Here is an 18,188-nt window from a genome sequence, read left to right as displayed (position 1 = left end):
AGGGGACCTGACATGCGTAATCCGTTGACCCGCTTGGCCGGGGTGCTCCTGGCCGCCGGCCTGGTGGCGGGCATGGTCAGTGCCTGCCAATCGTCGGGGTCAGGCGCGTCGGGTGCCGGCGGCCTGTCGGCCGACGCGCCGATTCCCGTGGCGGTCCCGAAGGGGACCAGCCTGGTGGTGGCCGATGACGCGAACCGGCTCAAGACCTTGTTCGCGCTCTCCGGTGAGCAGGACCGGCTCAGCGCCGACGTGAGCTACGCCAACTTCAGCAGCGGACCGCTACGCCTGGAGGCAATCCGTTCCGGCAACGCGCAATTGGGCCGGGTCGGCGATGTGCCGCCCATCCTCGCGCAGTATTCGGACGCCGGGGTACCGATCGTCGGTGCGGTGAAATACGACGGGAACGGATTGGTGCTGGCAACCTCGCCGGGCTCGGGCATCGCGACGCTCAAAGACCTGGCCGGCAAGAAGATCGCCATCAACGAAGGCACCGCACAACAGGCGGTTGTGCTGCGCAATCTCAAGTCCGTGGGCCTGAGTATCAAGGACGTGCAACCGGTGAATCTGGGATTGGCCGAGTTCGCCGACGGCCTGCGTGCCGAGCAGATCAACGCCGCGGTGCTCAAACAACCGGACCGGGTACGGTATCTCGCCTCCACGAAGGGGGAGGGGAGCATCGAGATCCCGAATGCCCCAGGTGCCTACCCGGGTCTGTACTACGTCTACGCCAGTCAGGAAGCACTGTCCGATCCGGCCCGCGCCGCGGCGATCCGCGAGTTCGTCATCGCGTGGTACCGCGCCGAGCAGTGGCTCAACGACAACAAGCAGACCTGGATCGACGAGTACCTGATCAAGGATCAGAAGGTCAGCCCCGAGGACGCCAAGGCGATCGCGGCGGCCGACGGAAAGTCGTCAGTGCCGGGATTCACCGATGAGCTGATCAACACCCAGCAGGAGACCATCGACCTGCTGCAGCAGGCGGGCGCGTTCTCCGGGAAACAGTTGCACGCCAAGGACGAGTTCGATTCCCGGTTCGCCGATCTCAACGCGACGTCGACGGGTAAGCAGTGACCACCGTCCAGGTGGTCCCCGCTTCGGCGGTGAGACCAGCGTCGAATCCTGTTGAACGCCAGGACTATACGCACCTGGAACATCGATCGGGGGCACAGCGGCGGCGACGGTTGGGGCCGGGCCGGGCCATCCCCGCGTCGCTGGCGATCGGACCGCTTCTGCTGCTGGCGATCTGGATCGTCACCTCGCAGCTCGGCATCCTCGATCCGCGCACTCTGCCGCCGCCGCTGGATATCCTGCGCACCGCCGGTGGGATGTGGTCGGACGGCCGGTTGCCGACGAACATCCTCGCCTCACTCAAGCTGGCGTCGGTTTCGCTGGTCATCGGGGTGACACTGGGCCTGGCACTCGCGTTGATCTCCGGGCTGAGCCGCATCGGCGAGGCCATCGTCGACGGGCCGATCCAGGTCAAGCGGGCGGTGCCGACGCTGGCCATCATTCCGCTGGCGATCATCTGGTTCGGCATCGGCGACACCATGAAGATCAGCATCATCGCCACCAGCGTGCTGATCCCCGTGTACATCAACACCACCGCGCAGCTCAAGGGCGTCGACCTGCGGCACGTCGAACTGGCTGAAACCGTTGGGCTGTCGCGCAGTCAGTTCATCCGCAAGGTCGCGATACCGGGTGCCCTGCCCGGGTTCTTCACCGGTCTGCGGCTCGCGGTCACCATCTCGTGGACCGCGTTGGTGGTCGTCGAGCAGGTCAATGCCACCAGCGGCATCGGCTATCTGATGACCCAGGCGCGGCTGTACGGGCAACTGGACGTCGTGGTGGTCGGCCTACTCGTCTACGCGGTGTTCGGGCTCACCGGGGACTATGCGGTCCGGGCCGTCGAGAGGAGAGCATTGTCGTGGCGGCGCGCACTGGGAACCTGACCGACGAGGTGGCCGTCGTCCGGCAGCTCAGTCGATCATTCGGTGGCACAACGATTCTCGATGCAGTCGATCTCACCATCCGCAAGGGCGAATTCGTGGCCCTGCTGGGACGCAGCGGCTCCGGTAAGAGCACGCTGCTGCGCGCATTGGCCGGACTCGACCACGGCGTGGTGGGGGCGGGGGACCTGTTCGTCGCGCGCGATGTGTCGGTGGTGTTCCAGGATTCGCGGTTGCTGCCCTGGTCGCGGGTGCTCGACAATGTCGCCCTCGGTCTGTCTGGCCGCGAGGTCAGACAACGGGCGAGCGCGGTGCTCGCCGATGTCGGACTGGCCGGACGCGAGCAGGCCTGGCCGTACGAACTGTCCGGCGGTGAGCAGCAACGCGTGGCACTCGCCCGGTCTCTGGTGCGCGATCCGGCGTTGCTGCTGGCCGACGAGCCGTTCGGGGCGCTCGACGCCCTCACCCGGGTCCGGATGCACCACCTACTCAAGGAACTGTGCGCGAAGTATCAGCCCGGCGTGCTGCTGGTGACCCACGACGTCGACGAGGCTGTGACGCTGGCCGACCGGGTTCTCGTCCTCGACGGCGGATCGTTCGTCGTCGATCGTCATCTGGACTTCCAGACGCCGGAGGCCCGCACATATCGCAATCCGGAGTTCGTCGCGCATCGCGAGGCCCTGCTCGCCGCGCTCGGAGTGGGGGAGACGAACGGGCCCTGAACAGATCAGTGGTGACCCGCTGTAAACGGATCACCACTGATGTGAGGCGGTGTTCGGAGGATTACTCCGCTTCGTCACCGCCTCCGGTCCACTTATCCTTCAGGTTCTTGGGGAAGTCGTTCCACTTCTTGGCGACATCGGCGGGGGCGTTGGCCCACTTGTCGGCGGTGCCGGCGGGGAAGCTGCCCCACTTGCCGGTGATGCTGCCCGGGAAGGTGGCCCACTTGTTCGCCTGAATCTCGGTGGCGCAGGACCACTTCTCGCCGCTGGTCGGCGTGTATCCGTCCTCGCTGTTGATCTGGTCGACGATGTCGGAGCAGTTCGGTGCTGCCGCGGCCGGCGCGGCGAGTGCGAGTCCGGCGCTCAAGGCACCGGCGGCCACCGCCACTACGACGAACTTCTGCATGCTTGTGTCCCCCCTGAAGGATTGCCAAAACGTTGGGGCAACTGTATACCTTCAGGGCAGTTTGCTGAAGGCTTTTCGTCCGCCTTTTTGGGGGGCAGCTCCACGTTCTGTTCGCCCCAGGCAGGACCGCTGAAATCGGCGTACCGATGGATTCAAAGTGTCGTTTGCCAGCACCGCCCGCTCCGGTGCGGTGGCGATCAGGCGGGGTCGTCGTGCTGTGCCAAGTGTTCGGCGAGCAGCGCGCCGGCATTGCGGACATGTCGGGCCATCGCGGCGCGGGCCTGGTCGGGATCGCCTGCCCGCAGGTGCTCGATGATGGCGCGATGATCCTGGGCCGAGGCCTCGGGCCACCCTTCCACCGCGGCGAAGAACTTGCGGGGCGCATAGGCAAGCGTCGTCTTGATCAGCCACCGGATCTTGCGGGAGCCGCTCAACCGGTAGATGAGCGCATGAAACTGGTGGTTGAGACGTTCCTCTTCGTCGAAATCGCCGGCGGCAGCGGCACGTTCGAGCGCATCCTGGATACGTTCGAGTTCGTCGACCGTTGCCGGCGTGATCGTCGCGGCGGCGCGGGCCGCGAGCTCGCCGCCCAGCAGCGCCTGGGCGTCGTAGATGTCGCGGATGTCCTCGCTGGACAAGGCGGTCACCATGAAGCCGCGCCGAGGCTCGACGGACAGGAAGCCCTCGGTCTGTAGTTGGAGCAGACCTTCGCGCGCCGGCGTGGCGCTGACTCCGAGTTCGTCGGCGACCGCCTCCGGGCGGATGAATTCGCCGGAATGCAGTTGCCCCGAAACGATGAGCTCGCGAACGTGGGCCGCGACGACGTCGGACAACCGCATGGGCGCGTGTCTTTTCGAGTTCCCATTCATGTCGGCTGCCTCAGATGTCGAGTCCGCCGCGCTTGACGAGTTGCTTGGCGATCACGCCGCGCTGGATCTCGTTGGTGCCCTCCCCGACGATCATCAGTGGAGCGTCCCGGAAATAGCGTTCCACGTCGTACTCGGTGGAATAGCCGTAGCCGCCGTGGATGCGCACGGCATTCAGCGCGATCTCCATCGCGGTCTCGGAGGCGAACAGCTTGGCCATACCGGCCTCCATGTCGCAACGCCCGCCGCCGTCGATGCGCTCAGCGGCATCGAGCAGGAGGCTGCGAGCGGCGTAGAGCTTGGTGCCCATATCGGCGAGCATGTTGCCCACTGACTGGTGCTTCCAGATCGGGACCCCGAAGCTCTCGCGGTCCTGGGCATACTGCAGCGCGTCATCGAAGGCTGCGCGCGCCACCCCGGTCGCCCTGGCGGCGACCTGGATCCGGCCGACCTCGAGTCCCTTCATCATCTGGGCGAAGCCGCGACCTTCGACGCCGCCCAGTACTGCATCCGAATCCACGTGACAGTCAACGAAATTGATCTCGCAGCTCTCGACACCCTTGTAGCCGAGCTTCGGCAGATCCTTGGAGACGGTGAAACCGGGAACCTTCTCCACCAACAGGATCGACACACCCTTGTGGGCGGGGGAGGCGGCGGGATCGGTCTTGCACAGCAGCGCGACGAGGCCGGCCTTGCGGGCATTGCTGATCCAGGTCTTCGACCCGTTGATCGCATAGCCGCTCTCGTCCCTCGTTGCGACGGTGCGCATGGCCTGCAGATCGGAGCCGCCGCCGGGTTCGGTGAGCGCCATCGTGGCCCGCAACTCACCGGTGGCCATCCGCGGCAGGTACTTCTCCTTCTGCTCCTCGGTGCCGAACTGCAGCAGCAGCTTGGAGACCACGGTGTGTCCGCCCATCGCGCCGGCCAAGCTCATCCACCCACGTGCGAGTTCCTCGGTGACCTGCGCGTAGCACGGCGTCGAAACCGCCGCGAAGCCATACGGTTCCGGGATCGCGAGGCCGAAGATGCCCATCTCCTTCATCGCCTCGATGAGTTCTTCGGGGTAGGTGTTGGCATGTTCGAGTTCGCGGACGACGGGGCGCACCTGCTTGTCGACGAAGTCGCGGACGGTTTCGACGATGGCCTGCTCTTCGGCGGACAAGGTGATCACTGCGGGCATCCTTTCGCAAAACTCTATAGAAAATATTCTATAGAGTTTGTAATACGGTCAGGGCCGCCAGACCCGCCTTCGACACCGCGAAGACCGTCCATGATTTGATCGATGGGCTTGACTCCGATTTCAACTTCGATGCCTGGCCTGAGTCCAGCACGGTCGAGCCCATCCCGAATTGCATTGAGCTTCACGGCATCCGAAACGCTCTCGTCGGTCGCCATGTTGAGCAATTCCTTGGCCATCCGGTCGGCTGCATTGGCGAGTCTTACGCGCGCTGCATTGCGTACGTGCTTAGCCGCGCCGCCGTGAAATTTGCAGTCCGTCGCCCCGCACAGCGCCGCATTCTTGCACTGATCGCCGTTCTTCTTGTCCGCGTGACTCGCGCGGGCGGTTCACTCGCGACGTCGTCGGTGGCGCGCTGGTCGGTGGTGCTCTGTCGTCCAAGGCAGCGCGGCGTCGGGTCATCCCTGGTAGTCGCCGGGTGAAGGTAACCCGCTCCGGTGGATACGCGGGAGTCTCCTACCGGGTGGCGGGTCGCCGCGTCGACGTGGTGGCGCGAGTGAAGGTAACCCGTCTCGCCCGGTGATTGGGGGCAGCGGGTCTAGACGTGTCCGAGGCACCCATTGGTGCACCTGGTTTTCACTCTGTCTCGCCCACTTCCACACCACCCGCAGCGGTGAACGTGCGAATCACCTACTGAACGGGTGCTCCGCACTGAACGCACGGCTCCGCCCTGATGATGTTCCTATCGGGCGTTGACATGGATCAATTCTGATCGAGCGTGCCGACACCCTGAGACAGGCGCGCCGCAGCGAGCAATCAGTTCGGGATCTTCCCAAAGATCTCAACGCTCGGCCATTGCAAACGGCGCGGCTGATCGAAACTGTCGGTAGCGCCGAATAGGTTTGTGGGATGGGGCGAGGCAGCGACATTGTGAAACAGTGGTGGCCGGTCGGCGTCTTGGTGATCCTCGGTGGAGCCGCCGCGTTGGACATGACAGGTCGACTAAACCCGATTGGCAAGAACCTGGCTGCCAGATCGCCAGATTTCTGGTCGGCCTCGGCGGCATGGGTAGCGGTGCTAGTCGGAATCGCGACCGTCGTTGTCGCGGGTCGATACGCGAAACAGCAAGTCGATAAAGCGCAGGATCAAGTCCGTGAGGCGCGGGAAGCGCGCTTGGATCAAGAGCGCCAGGCGCGAGAGGCAATCGAAACTCAGGTCAGGATTGCCGAAGAACAAGCGCAACCAAACGTCGTCTTGTTTACTGAACTGAACCCGTCAGCAAAGCAATTCATCGAGATCGTCGTGAAGAATTTTGGCACGACACCCGCCTACCATGTCAAAGCTGCGTTTGATCCCCCGCTAAAGGCGACGCCGAACCTGGCTTCGAAAGGCAAGCTGGCCGACGTTCCCATACCAGAATTCCCAATACTCGCACCCGGCCAGGAGTGGCGCACCGGTTGGGATCATTCCATTTCGCGAAAACAGCATCAAAAAAAATGGGCACCGGTTGCTGGAAAGACCGAATCCGAGTTGACCGACGAACAGAAGCTTACGATTCAGGCCCACATGAGCTACACAGGCGAAACTTATACATATGAGCAAGTTATCGAAGACATGACGCTGCCACCCGTTCATAAAGCAACGGTTACGTACGAGGACAGTCACGATAAACAGTTCGAGACAAAGGCCGTCCTTGACTCCGAACTATTCAAAGGCGCCACATGGGTCGACATCAAGACCGTGCATGACCTCGTCAAAACATTGGAAAAACAACAGAAGGAGCAAAACAAAGGCCTCGAAGCCATACATCGCAGGCTCGCAGAGTTCGGCACCGAGCACGAAGGGGTCTGGATCTACGGTGGCGATGACGACGAGGAACGCCAATATCGACGCGCGATCTCTAATGCGAAGGCGTTGGAAAACCGTGAGTCCCGTAGCCACCTCGAATGGCAACTGTCCGGCCGACCCGGCGACGATCCGTGGATACGGCCAAACCCCGACGACGCCGTTCGAACGCCCGTCGAGCAAGCCAGTATTGGCGACTGGTGTATCCCCGGCGATGACGATACATTCCAGCTAGGGCAGGCCTGGCGAATTGCTTTTATTAAGCCTCATACCGATCAAGATTCCGGCGTTGTCATCGAGTTGTTCGATTCGGACGGAGATTCTGTCCGAGAGCGCAAAGGGACGCCAATCTGGATCATTCGGAAAGTCTCATGACGGACGAAGATCCAAACTTCCAGCATCCAAAATGCTATGCGAATTTGCACGGCGGATGTTCCACGAGGATTTCCGGTGAGCATTACTTCTCGCACTCCATGATCAAGCTGTACACCTTTGATGACCCCGAAGCCAAGATTATGCACAATCACGGCTTCGGGATTCCGACAGGCGTGAGTCCGAAGAATTTTGTGGTCAACGCTCTATGCGTCAACCACAACACCGCTCTGAGTGGGGCCGATGCAGCCGCTTTACAATTCGCGACATTCGTTCGGCAGATCGCACTCGATTTTCTGGGCGGCGCGGGCGACTGGGGCGGCCCCGAAGAGATCACCATTTCGGGCGATGACTTCGAGCGGTGGGCGCTCAAGCTCTTGCTCAATCATGCGGCGGGCAAAGCATTCTCGGCGAATAAGGGCAGGCTCCATAGCCCGATTCCGCCTGTTGCGATCGACTATCTGTTGGGCAAGAAGGTGTGGCCGAAAGGACTGGGGCTGTGCGTCGCGGGCGATCCGCAGAACGAGAGCCTGAAGTTCGATCCATTCACGAAACTCGAACACACCCTCACGGACTTTTGGGGGGCGTACCCGATACTTTGGCATGAAGACGAAACATTTCGCAGCGGCCTCGCTGACCAGACACTTGGCGGCGGAATTGTCGAACTCAACGGGTTCAGTTTTGGTCTCTCAGTGCTTCCGATCTACCGCGGCTACACGGTAGCCAACGGCGTCAAGAATTGGTTTCGCGGATGCGTCGAGCGACCCGACTACATCGAATGGAATCTCGACGGCGTCGGCAAACGAATCAATTTCACCTGGGCCAACCCCAGCGATCACCTCTACATCGTCTACACGATGACGAGGGGTCCTAAGGCCTGACGGGCTGGCGCATGCCTCTACGCCAGGGCGGGTGGGGGGTCGGTGCCCAGCGAACGCATCCCGACGCACCAGCGGCGAGCGGATGGGTAGGGGATAGGTAGGCCACTCCGTGATACCCTGTTTTACCAGGTCAGACGTGGTGCCCCCGGCAGGATTCGAACCTGCGGCCTTCTGCTCCGGAGGCAGACGCTCTATCCCCTGAGCTACGGGGGCGCGGGCTGGAGGCCAGCTGCGCCGATTGGGCTTGCATAGCGTAGCGCATGCTGCGGCGAATACTGATTCGGGGCGCAGCGACCCCAGACCATAGGATGGACCCTCGTGACCCCCGCCGACCTCGCAGAGCTGCTCAAGGCTACTGCCGCCGCAGTGCTGACCGAACACGACCTGGACCCCGCCGCGCTGCCCGACACCGTCACGGTCGAGCGCCCGCGCAACCTTGAGCACGGCGACTACGCGACCAACCTCGCGCTGCAGCTCGCCAAGAAGGTCGGCGTCAACCCGCGCGAGCTGGCCGGCTGGCTGGCCACCGCGCTGACCGCCGCCGACGGCATCGCCGCGGCCGAGGTCGCCGGGCCCGGCTTCGTCAACCTGCGCATCGAGGCGTCCGCGCAGGGCGTCATCGTCACCAATGTGCTGACCGCGGGCACGGGCTACGGCAACTCTGTCGAGCTCGCCGAGAAGGTCAACCTGGAGTTCGTCTCGGCCAACCCGACCGGACCCATCCACATCGGCGGCACCCGTTGGGCCGCCGTCGGCGATGCGCTGGGACGGCTCCTGTCGACTCAGGGCGCCGACGTCACCCGCGAGTACTACTTCAACGACCACGGCGCCCAGATCGACCGGTTCGCCCGGTCGTTGGTCGCTGCGGCCAAGGGGGAGCCGGCTCCGGAGGACGGGTACGCCGGCACCTACATCAACGACATCGCCGCTGACGTCCTGGCCAAGCGGCCCGATGCGATGAGCCTGCCCGCCGACGAGCAGCAGGAAGTCTTCCGCGAGATCGGCGTGGACCTGATGTTCACCCACATCAAGGAATCGCTCCACGAGTTCGGCACCGACTTCGACGTCTACACCCACGAAGACTCGATGCACACCTCCGGCCGGGTCGATCAAGCCATCGCCAAGCTGCGCGAGACCGGCAACATTTACGAGAAGGATGGCGCAACGTGGTTGCGCACCACCGAATTCGGTGACGACAAGGACCGTGTCGTCATCAAGAGCGACGGCAATGCGGCCTACATCGCCGGCGATCTGGCCTACTACCTGGACAAGCGTCAGCGCGGGTTCGACCTGTGCATCTACATGCTCGGCGCCGACCACCACGGCTACATCGCCCGGCTGAAGGCGGCCGCGGCGGCGCTCGGTGACGACCCGGACACCGTCGAGGTGCTGATCGGCCAGATGGTCAACCTGGTCCGCGACGGCCAGCCGGTCCGGATGAGCAAGCGCGCCGGCACCGTCATCACCCTCGACGATCTGGTCGAGGCCATCGGCGTCGACGCCGCGCGGTATTCACTCATCCGGTCCTCGGTGGACACCCCGATCGACATCGACCTGGCGCTGTGGTCCAGTGCGTCAAGCGAAAACCCGGTCTACTACGTGCAATACGCGCACGCCCGGCTGTCGGCGCTGGCCCGCAACGCCGCCGACCTCGGAGTCACCGCCGACACCGCTCACCTGGATCTGCTGACCCACGACAAAGAGGGCATCCTGATCCGCAACCTGGGTGAGTTCCCGCGTGTGCTCAAAGCCGCTGCCGCACTGCGTGAACCGCACCGCGTGTGCCGCTACCTGGAAGACCTGGCCGGCGACTATCACCGGTTCTACGACGCCTGCCGCGTATTGCCACAGGGCGACGAGAAGCCCGGCGACCTGAACGCGGCCCGGCTTGCGTTGTGTGAGGCCACCCGCCAGGTGATCGCCAACGGTCTGGGCATCCTCGGCGTGACCGCCCCGGAGCGGATGTGAACGCACATCCCGCCGGTCCCCGGCACGCCGAAGAGATCCACCATCCCGGTGCCCCCGCCAAGCCGCAGAGCCCCGACGAGATCCTGCTGTTGGCCCCGAATGTGTGGCCGCGAAACCTGGTTCGTGGTACCGACGGCGTGGTCTCCGTCGCCGGGGTGGCGGTCACCGATCTTGCCGCCGAGTACGGCACCCCGTTGTTCGTGATCGACGAAGACGATTTCCGGTCGCGTTGCCGCGACATCGCCGCGGCCTTCGGTGGCGGCGACTACGTGCACTACGCGGCCAAGGCGTTCCTGTGCACCGAGATCGCCCGCTGGGTCAATCAGGAGGGCCTTTCGCTGGACGTCGCGACCGGGGGAGAGCTCGCGGTGGCGCTGCACGCCGACTTCCCGACGGGGCGAATCACCCTGCACGGCAACAACAAATCTGTCGCTGAGCTCACCACTGCCGTCAAGGTCGGGGTTGGGCATGTGGTGGTCGATTCCCTGATCGAGATCGAGCGTCTGGACGGTGTCGCCGGCGCCGCGGGCATCGTCCAGGACGTGCTGGTTCGCGTGACCCCAGGCGTGGAGGCGCACACCCACGAGTTCATCTCGACCGCCCACGAGGACCAGAAGTTCGGGCTGTCGCTGGCCAGTGGTGCGGCGATGGAAGCGGTACGCAAGGTGTTCGCCGCCGACAACCTACGACTGGTCGGATTGCACAGCCACATCGGCAGCCAGATCTTCGACGTCGCCGGGTTCGAGGTGGCCGCCCACCGCGTGATCGGCCTGCTGCGTGACGTCGTTTCCGAATTCGGTGTCGAGAAGACATCGCAGATGTCGGTCATCGACCTCGGTGGGGGACTGGGGATCTCGTACGTCCCGGCCGACGACCCGCCGCCGATGAAGGAACTCGCCGACAAGCTCAAGGCCATCGTGCGCGCCGAGTCCGAGGCTGTAGGACTGCCGACACCGAAGCTCGTGGTGGAACCGGGCCGCGCCATTGCCGGGCCGGGGACCATCACGCTGTACGAGGTCGGCACCGTCAAGGACGTGGCGATCAGCACCACCGCGCAGCGACGCTACGTGAGCGTCGACGGCGGAATGAGCGACAACATCCGCCCGGCGCTGTATGACGCCGAGTACGACGCCCGTCTGGTGTCCCGCACCAGCGACGCACCCGCGGCTCTGGCGCGCATCGTCGGAAAGCACTGCGAGACCGGCGACATCGTCGTCCGCGACACGTGGGTGTCCGATGACATCGAGCCGGGGGACCTGCTCGCGGTGGCCGCGACCGGCGCCTACTGCTACTCGATGTCGAGCCGGTACAACCTGCTGTGCCGGCCCGCCGTGGTGGCGGTGAAAGACGGCAAGGCACGGCTGGTGCTCCGTCGGGAGACTGTCGACGATCTTTTGAGCCTGGAGGTGAGTGGTCAATGAGTGAGAAGTCCATCGGCGTAGCGGTACTGGGGCTGGGCAACGTCGGCAGCGAAGTGGTGCGCATCATCAACGAGAGCGCCACCGATCTTGCCGCCCGCATCGGCGCCCCGCTCGAGGTGCGTGGCATCGGGGTGCGCAAGGTCTCCGGTGACCGTGGCGTGCCCAAGGAGCTGCTCACCGACGACATCGTCGAGTTGGTGTCGCGTGACGACGTGGACATCGTGGTCGAGTTGATGGGCCCGGTGAAGCCGGCCCGCAAGGCCATCCTGGCCGCCCTCGAGCAGGGCAAGTCAGTGGTCACCGCCAACAAGGCGCTGATGGCTCAGTCCACCGGCGAGCTGGCGCAGGCCGCCGAAAAGGCGCGCGTCGACCTGTATTTCGAGGCCGCCGTGGCCGGTGCGATCCCCGTCATCCGTCCGCTGACCCAGTCGCTGGCCGGTGATTCGGTACTGCGGGTGGCGGGCATCGTCAACGGCACCACCAATTACATCCTGTCCGAGATGGACAGCACCGGAGCCGATTACAGCTCGGCGCTGGCCGATGCCAGTGCGCTGGGTTACGCCGAGGCCGACCCCACCGCCGACGTCGAGGGCTACGACGCCGCGGCCAAGGCCGCGATCCTGGCCTCGATCGCCTTCCACACGCGCGTCACCGCCGACGACGTCTACCGCGAAGGCATCACCAAGGTGAGTGCGGCTGACTTCGAGTCCGCCCGCTCGCTCGGCTGCACCATCAAACTGCTGGCCATCTGCGAGCGGCTCACCACCGATGAAGGTAAGCAACGTGTTTCGGCGCGCGTCTACCCGGCGCTGGTGCCGTTGACGCACCCGCTGGCCGCGGTCAACGGCGCCTTCAATGCCGTGGTGGTCGAGGCCGAGGCGGCCGGTCGGCTGATGTTCTACGGCCAGGGTGCCGGGGGAGCGCCGACCGCGTCGGCCGTGATGGGCGACGTCGTGATGGCCGCGCGCAACCGGGTCCAGGGTGGCCGTGGTCCGCGGGAATCCAAGTACGCCAAGCTGCCGATCGCCCCGATCGGATTCATCCCCACCCGCTACTACGTGAACATGAACGTCTCGGATCGGCCGGGCGTGTTGTCCGCTGTGGCAGCGGAATTCTCCAAGCGCGAGGTCAGCATCGCCGAGGTGCGCCAGGAGGGCATGGTCGACGACGACGGGCAGCCGTGTGGTGCGTGCATCGTGGTGGTCACCCACCAGGCCACTGATGCCGCGCTCTCGGAAACCGTCGAGGCGCTGGCCGATCTCGACGCGGTGCAGACCATCAACAGCGTGCTGCGTATGGAAGGAACGAACGCATGAACCCCGGGACTCAAGGAAAGACCAGTGCAGGGCCGGTGCACCGGCCCTGGCCGGGATTGATCGAGGCCTACCGAGACCGCCTGCCGGTCGGCGACAACTGGACGCCGATCACCTTGCTCGAGGGCGGCACGCCGCTTATCCATGCCAAGCGCCTGAGTGAACTCACCGGCTGCACAGTGCATCTCAAGGTCGAGGGCCTCAACCCGACCGGATCTTTCAAGGACCGCGGCATGACCGTGGCCGTCACCGAGTCGCTGGCCCGCGGACAGCAGGCCGTGATGTGTGCCTCCACCGGCAACACCTCGGCCTCGGCGGCGGCCTACGCCGCACAGGCCGGCATCACCTGTGCGGTGCTGATCCCGCAGGGCAAGATCGCGATGGGCAAGCTGGCGCAGGCCGTCATGTACGGCGCCAAGATCATTCAGGTCGACGGCAACTTCGACGACTGCCTGGAACTGGCCCGCAAGATCACCGCGGATTTCCCGACCATCGCCCTGGTGAACTCGGTCAATCCGTACCGCATCGAGGGGCAGAAGACCGCTGCGTTCGAGATCGTCGACGCGCTGGGCACCGCCCCCGACGTGCACGCGCTGCCGGTGGGCAACGCGGGCAACATCACCGCCTACTGGAAGGGCTACACCGAGTACCACCGCGACGGTCTGTCGGACCGGCTTCCGCGCATGCTCGGCACCCAGGCGGCCGGAGCCGCCCCGCTGGTGCTGGGTGAGCCGGTCAAGGAGCCCGAGACCATCGCCACCGCCATCCGGATCGGTTCGCCGGCATCGTGGTCCGGAGCGGTAGAGGCCCAGCAACAGTCGAAGGGCCGGTTCCTGGCGGCCACCGACGATGAGATTCTCGCGGCGTACCACCTGATCGCCCGTAGCGAAGGCGTGTTCGTCGAGCCCGCGTCGGCGGCCAGCGTCGCCGGTCTGCTCAAGTCGATCGAGGACGGTTGGGTCAAGCGTGGCTCGACAGTGGTCTGCACCGTCACCGGCAACGGCCTCAAGGATCCCGACACCGCGCTCAAGGACATGCCCACCGTCACCCCGGTGCCCGTTGATCCCGTCGCCGTCGTTGCCAAACTCGGACTGGTCTGAGCCTGGTGAATCAGACCCTGCCCGCCGGGCTCACGGCCACTGCTGTCGTCGCAGCCTCCAGTGCCAACCTCGGACCAGGCTTCGACAGCCTGGGGTTGGCGCTCAGCCTGTACGACGAAATCATCGTCGAGACAACTGAATCCGGTCTCCAGCTGGAGGTTGAGGGCGAGGGTGCGGGTCAGGTTCCACTGGACGCGACGCATCTTGTGGTTCGCGCCATCGAGGCCGGGTTGCAGGCCACGGGCCACCGTGCCGCCGGCCTGATCGTGCGCTGCCGCAACGAGATTCCACATTCGCGTGGGCTCGGATCGTCGGCCGCTGCGGTGGTCGGTGGCCTGGCAGTAGTCAATGGCCTTGTGGCGCAAGCTGGTTCGGATCCCATGACTGAGGATCAGCTGATCCAGCTGTCCAGCGAGTTCGAGGGTCACCCGGACAACGCGGCAGCGGCGGTGCTGGGCGGGGCCGTGGTGTCCTGGACCGAAACCGATGACGACGGCCGACCGAGGTACCGCGCGGCGCCGGTGCGCGTGCATCCGGATATCCGCCTGTTCCCCGCGGTTCCGCAGCAGCGCTCGTCCACCGCCGAGACCCGGGCCGTGCTACCCGAGCAGGTCAGCCACGTCGATGCCCGCTTCAACGTCAGCCGGGCCGCCCTACTCGTGGTGGCGCTCACCGAGCGGCCCGATCTGTTGATGACCGCCACGCAGGATGTGTTGCATCAACCACAACGCGCAGCGGCGATGCCGGCCTCGGCGGAATACCTGCAGCTGCTCCGGCGTTGTGGCATTGCAGCAGTGCTGTCCGGGGCCGGACCTACGGTTCTGGGGCTGAGTTCGCAGGTAGGACTGCCTGATGAGGCCGTGGATTACGGCACTGCCAGAGGGTTCACCGTCAAGGAAATGTCGGTCGGAACCGGCGTCCGCTGGACGTCGGGTGTGGCCGCCAAGAACTGACGATGTGCGACACAAGGAGAGCCCAGCGCCACACGCCCAGTGTTGACGTTGCTTGATTACTTCACCAAAGCGAGTTATTCTCGCTCTCGTCCAGCACTCGCAGCGTCTCTGCCTGCGTCGACACCAGGACGACCACCCAATCTTCTTGTGTTCTACTCGTGGACTGACGGTTCGCCGTATATCGGCGGATCCTGGCGATCGCCGTTGCACAGGCGACGGTGTGAGCTCGCGCTCAGCGGTTCAGCTGAACGCGCATCGACCTTTGGGGAACCCTCGCACGACCTGATGAGCGAGGGAAAGAAAGGAAATCCGTGACAGATACGGACCTCTTCACGGCTGACAATGCCAATGGCACTGGGGATTTGCCGAACGCCGTGACATCTGAAAGCACTGCGACCGCTGACACTGCGGCGCCGGCTGCTGCCTCTGCGCCCGGATCGGACACCGCGCGGCGCGCTTCGAGCGCCCGGCCCGCGTCGCTGTCGACCATGGTGCTGCCTGAGCTGCGAGCGCTGGCCAAGGAAATCGGTGTTGAAGGCGCATCCGGTTTGCGTAAGAGTGAGCTGATCGCAGCTATTCGTGCCCACCGTGGCGAATCCAACGGTGCCACCGCCGAGGCCAAGCAGGCCCCCGCTGACGTCCAGCCGGACGCCGGTGCCGAGACTGCCGAGCAGCCGGCCACGCGACGCCGTGAGCGTCGCGGTTCCACGCGTCAGGCCGGTGCCCCGGCCGCCGACGCCGTCAAGGACGACGCCGGTAAAGACGCTGGTAGCGAGGCCGCCGGTGAATCCGCCAAGGCTGAGGCGAAGGCCGATTCCGCGGCCGAGGCCGGCACCAAGAGCGCTGAGTCCGCCGCCGAGCCGCAGGAGAAGCCTGCCAGGCAGGACAAGCGCGACCGACAGGACCGGCGCGACAAGCGCGAGCAGTCCGACACTGACAACAAGGCCGAGAACAAGGCCGACAACAAGCAGGACGACAAGCGCGACCAGAAGCAGGACCGCGACCAGAAGCAGGACCGCGACCAGAAGCAGGACCGCGACCAGAAGCAGGACCGCGACCAGAGGCAGGACAAGGGCCAGGGCCGCGAGCAGTCCGATCAGCAGGACAACCAGCAGAACCGGGGCGGCAACTCCTCTTCCAACCTCGATGACGATGGGGACGGGGACGGCCGTCAGGGCCGTCGCGGCCGCCGGTTCCGCGACCGCGACCGTCGCCGTCGTGGGGAGCGTGGCGCTGAGGGCGGTAACGACACCGAACTGCGCGAGGACGACGTCGTCCAGCCGGTGGCCGGCATCCTCGATGTGCTGGACAACTACGCATTCGTCCGCACCTCGGGCTACCTGGCCGGGCCGAACGATGTCTACGTGTCGATGAACATGGTCCGCAAGAACGGTCTGCGCCGTGGTGACGCGGTCACCGGTGCGGTCCGGGTGGCCCGCGAGGGCGAGGGCGGCGGCGGGCAGAACCCGCGGCAGAAGTTCAACCCGCTGGTGCGCCTGGACAGTGTCAACGGCGGTCCGGTCGAGGCGGCCAAGAACCGTCCCGATTTCACCAAGCTGACCCCGCTCTACCCGAACCAGCGGCTGCGCCTGGAGACCACGCCCGAGCGGCTGACCACCCGCGTCATCGATCTGATCATGCCGATCGGTAAGGGACAGCGAGCCCTGATCGTGTCACCGCCCAAGGCCGGTAAGACCACGATCATGCAGGACATCGCCAACGCGATCACCAGGAACAACCCGGAATGCCACCTCATGGTGGTGCTCGTCGACGAGCGCCCGGAAGAGGTCACCGACATGCAGCGTTCGGTGAAGGGCGAGGTCATCGCCTCGACCTTCGACCGCCCGCCGTCAGACCACACCCAGGCCGCCGAGCTCGCGATCGAGCGGGCCAAGCGCCTGGTCGAGCAGGGCAAGGACGTCGTCGTGCTGCTGGACTCGATCACGCGTCTGGGACGTGCGTACAACAACGCGTCCCCGGCCTCGGGCCGCATCCTGTCCGGTGGTGTGGACTCCACCGCGCTGTACCCGCCGAAGCGTTTCCTCGGCGCGGCCCGCAACATCGAGCACGGTGGCTCGCTGACCATCATCGCCACCGCGATGGTCGAGACCGGCTCCACGGGTGACACCGTGATCTTCGAGGAGTTCAAGGGCACCGGCAATGCCGAGCTCAAGCTCGATCGCAAGATCGCCGAGCGCCGGGTGTTCCCGGCGGTCGACGTCAATCCGTCCGGTACCCGCAAGGACGAGCTGCTGCTCAGCCCGGATGAGTTCGCGATCGTGCACAAGCTGCGCCGGGTGCTCTCGGGTCTCGACAGCCACCAGGCCATCGACTTGCTGATGAGCCAGCTGCGCAAGACCAAGACCAACTACGAGTTCCTGGTGCAGGTCTCCAAGACCACTCCGGGCTCGATGGACGTCGACTAACCCCGGTCTGACCGGATCCCGACGCGCAAGGCCCCCGTCCGCGGGGGCCTTTTGCGTGCCGTCAGGAAGTTGTGTCCGGGCGCAACCCGGGCATCAAGTAGCGCCGAACCTGGGCGAGGACCGCGTCCCCGTCACTGGGATCCAGTGTGTTCCCCGGCACTGTCGCCAGCGAGATCAAGACTCGCGCAACCCATTCCGACGCTTCGGGGATGTCGATGTCGGCGCGGACCTCGCCACGGTCGCGGGCGGCCGCCAGATAGGGCGACCAGAACTCGGCAAGGTCGGGGATCATGCCCTGCACACCGGCGCCCGCACAGGCCGCGAATTCCTCGGGTTCGTCGGTCCGGAGTTTCATCAACACCGCGCCCGGATCGTCGTACGCCCTGAGCCCGTTGGCGACACCCCAGGCAATCTGACGATCCAGTCCCTCGATCTGCTGAAGCATGGCCTGGGCTTCCGACCAGAACGTGTCATTGAGTCGCACGATCACGGCGCCGAGCAGCGTCACCTTGTCCGGGAAATGGCGGTAGAGCCATCCGCGGGACACTCCGGCGGCCTCGGCGACCTCCGAGACGGTGGTCGCACGAATGCCCTTGGTCCGCAGACATTCTTCGGCAGCGTCGATCAGTCGATCTCGCACGCTGCGGGGTGCCGTGGTGCTGGTCAACTGTGGCGTCTCCTGAACTTCGGGGGCGGTTGCGGGGCAGTAGGTACATGATTCTGCCAAGGGTGCTTCGTGTCGCGCCACATCCATGGTAGACAGTTTTTCTAATCTGTTCACTCTTCAACGAG

General features: G+C 65.0%; 16 protein-coding genes and 1 tRNA gene. 11 read left to right on the top strand and 6 right to left on the bottom strand.

Features of this window, described 5'->3' with window-relative positions; genetic code table 11:
- Positions 1-12: 12 nt before the first annotated feature.
- The 3 genes from AB0I14_RS27405 to AB0I14_RS27395 are packed head-to-tail and all read left to right on the top strand — an operon-like array spanning position 13 to position 2,668.
- Complete coding sequence (locus AB0I14_RS27405) at positions 13-1,071, top strand: ABC transporter substrate-binding protein (protein WP_358028603.1); 1,059 nt, start codon at positions 13-15, stop codon at positions 1,069-1,071.
- Positions 1,068-1,949 (top strand): ABC transporter permease, encoded by an 882-nt coding sequence (locus AB0I14_RS27400; protein ID WP_358028600.1) that lies wholly within the window; start codon positions 1,068-1,070, stop codon positions 1,947-1,949. The genes AB0I14_RS27405 and AB0I14_RS27400 overlap by 4 nt, the downstream gene beginning before the upstream one ends.
- Positions 1,925-2,668: an ABC transporter ATP-binding protein gene (locus AB0I14_RS27395; RefSeq protein ID WP_358028598.1), complete on the top strand. Its 744-nt coding sequence runs from the start codon at positions 1,925-1,927 to the stop codon at positions 2,666-2,668. The genes AB0I14_RS27400 and AB0I14_RS27395 overlap by 25 nt, the downstream gene beginning before the upstream one ends.
- A 61-nt stretch (positions 2,669-2,729) precedes the next feature.
- On the opposite strand, the gene AB0I14_RS27390 is transcribed toward AB0I14_RS27395, so the two are convergent.
- The 4 genes from AB0I14_RS27390 to AB0I14_RS27375 form a co-directional block, all read right to left on the bottom strand.
- Positions 2,730-3,074, bottom strand: coding sequence for a hypothetical protein (locus AB0I14_RS27390; RefSeq protein ID WP_358028595.1), 345 nt, complete (start codon positions 3,072-3,074; stop codon positions 2,730-2,732).
- A 197-nt stretch (positions 3,075-3,271) separates the two neighbouring features.
- Positions 3,272-3,913, bottom strand: a complete 642-nt coding sequence (locus AB0I14_RS27385; RefSeq protein ID WP_358028592.1) for a GntR family transcriptional regulator — start codon at positions 3,911-3,913, stop codon at positions 3,272-3,274.
- Positions 3,914-3,953: 40 nt separating this feature from the next.
- Positions 3,954-5,120, bottom strand: coding sequence for an acyl-CoA dehydrogenase family protein (locus tag AB0I14_RS27380; protein ID WP_358028589.1), 1,167 nt, complete (start codon positions 5,118-5,120; stop codon positions 3,954-3,956).
- A gap of 14 nt (positions 5,121-5,134) precedes the next feature.
- Entirely contained in the window at positions 5,135-5,356 is a 222-nt protein-coding gene (locus tag AB0I14_RS27375; protein WP_358028586.1) for a hypothetical protein, read from the bottom strand.
- A 670-nt stretch (positions 5,357-6,026) separates the two neighbouring features.
- Between AB0I14_RS27375 and AB0I14_RS27370 the strand changes: the two genes are divergently transcribed.
- Positions 6,027-7,337 carry a hypothetical protein gene (locus AB0I14_RS27370; protein WP_358028584.1) on the top strand — a complete coding sequence of 437 codons (1,311 nt, stop codon included), beginning with the start codon at positions 6,027-6,029 and terminating at the stop codon, positions 7,335-7,337.
- Positions 7,334-8,215, top strand: coding sequence for a hypothetical protein (locus tag AB0I14_RS27365; protein ID WP_358028581.1), 882 nt, complete (start codon positions 7,334-7,336; stop codon positions 8,213-8,215). The genes AB0I14_RS27370 and AB0I14_RS27365 overlap by 4 nt, the downstream gene beginning before the upstream one ends.
- A gap of 137 nt (positions 8,216-8,352) precedes the next feature.
- Here AB0I14_RS27365 and AB0I14_RS27360 read toward each other — a convergent pair.
- Positions 8,353-8,428 (bottom strand) — tRNA-Arg (locus AB0I14_RS27360).
- Positions 8,429-8,533: 105 nt separating this feature from the next.
- Between AB0I14_RS27360 and argS the strand changes: the two genes are divergently transcribed.
- From argS to rho, 6 genes are all read left to right on the top strand, one after another.
- Positions 8,534-10,183, top strand: a complete 1,650-nt coding sequence (gene argS / locus AB0I14_RS27355) for an arginine--tRNA ligase (RefSeq protein WP_358028578.1) — start codon at positions 8,534-8,536, stop codon at positions 10,181-10,183.
- Between the two features lie 35 nt (positions 10,184-10,218).
- Positions 10,219-11,604, top strand: coding sequence for a diaminopimelate decarboxylase (gene lysA / locus AB0I14_RS27350; RefSeq protein WP_358029014.1), 1,386 nt, complete (start codon positions 10,219-10,221; stop codon positions 11,602-11,604).
- Positions 11,601-12,920 (top strand): homoserine dehydrogenase, encoded by a 1,320-nt coding sequence (locus AB0I14_RS27345; RefSeq protein WP_358028575.1) that lies wholly within the window; start codon positions 11,601-11,603, stop codon positions 12,918-12,920. Before lysA ends, AB0I14_RS27345 begins: the two co-directional genes overlap by 4 nt.
- Complete coding sequence (gene thrC, locus AB0I14_RS27340) at positions 12,917-14,017, top strand: threonine synthase (protein ID WP_358028572.1); 1,101 nt, start codon at positions 12,917-12,919, stop codon at positions 14,015-14,017. The genes AB0I14_RS27345 and thrC overlap by 4 nt, the downstream gene beginning before the upstream one ends.
- Before the next feature lie 5 nt (positions 14,018-14,022).
- On the top strand, positions 14,023-14,970 hold the full coding sequence (gene thrB / locus AB0I14_RS27335) for a homoserine kinase (protein ID WP_358028569.1): 948 nt from the start codon (positions 14,023-14,025) through the stop codon (positions 14,968-14,970).
- A gap of 311 nt (positions 14,971-15,281) precedes the next feature.
- Complete coding sequence (rho, locus tag AB0I14_RS27330) at positions 15,282-17,396, top strand: transcription termination factor Rho (RefSeq protein WP_358028566.1); 2,115 nt, start codon at positions 15,282-15,284, stop codon at positions 17,394-17,396.
- 61 nt (positions 17,397-17,457) lie between these two features.
- On the opposite strand, the gene AB0I14_RS27325 is transcribed toward rho, so the two are convergent.
- Positions 17,458-18,063: a TetR/AcrR family transcriptional regulator gene (locus tag AB0I14_RS27325; RefSeq protein ID WP_358028563.1), complete on the bottom strand. Its 606-nt coding sequence runs from the start codon at positions 18,061-18,063 to the stop codon at positions 17,458-17,460.
- Positions 18,064-18,188 lie beyond the last annotated feature (125 nt).

The sequence above is a fragment of the Mycobacterium sp. NPDC050441 genome (assembly GCF_040655355.1).
Classification (GTDB): domain Bacteria; phylum Actinomycetota; class Actinomycetes; order Mycobacteriales; family Mycobacteriaceae; genus Mycobacterium.
The sequence above is the reverse complement of the archived record's forward strand: the minus strand, read 5'-3'. Positions and strand labels throughout refer to the sequence as shown.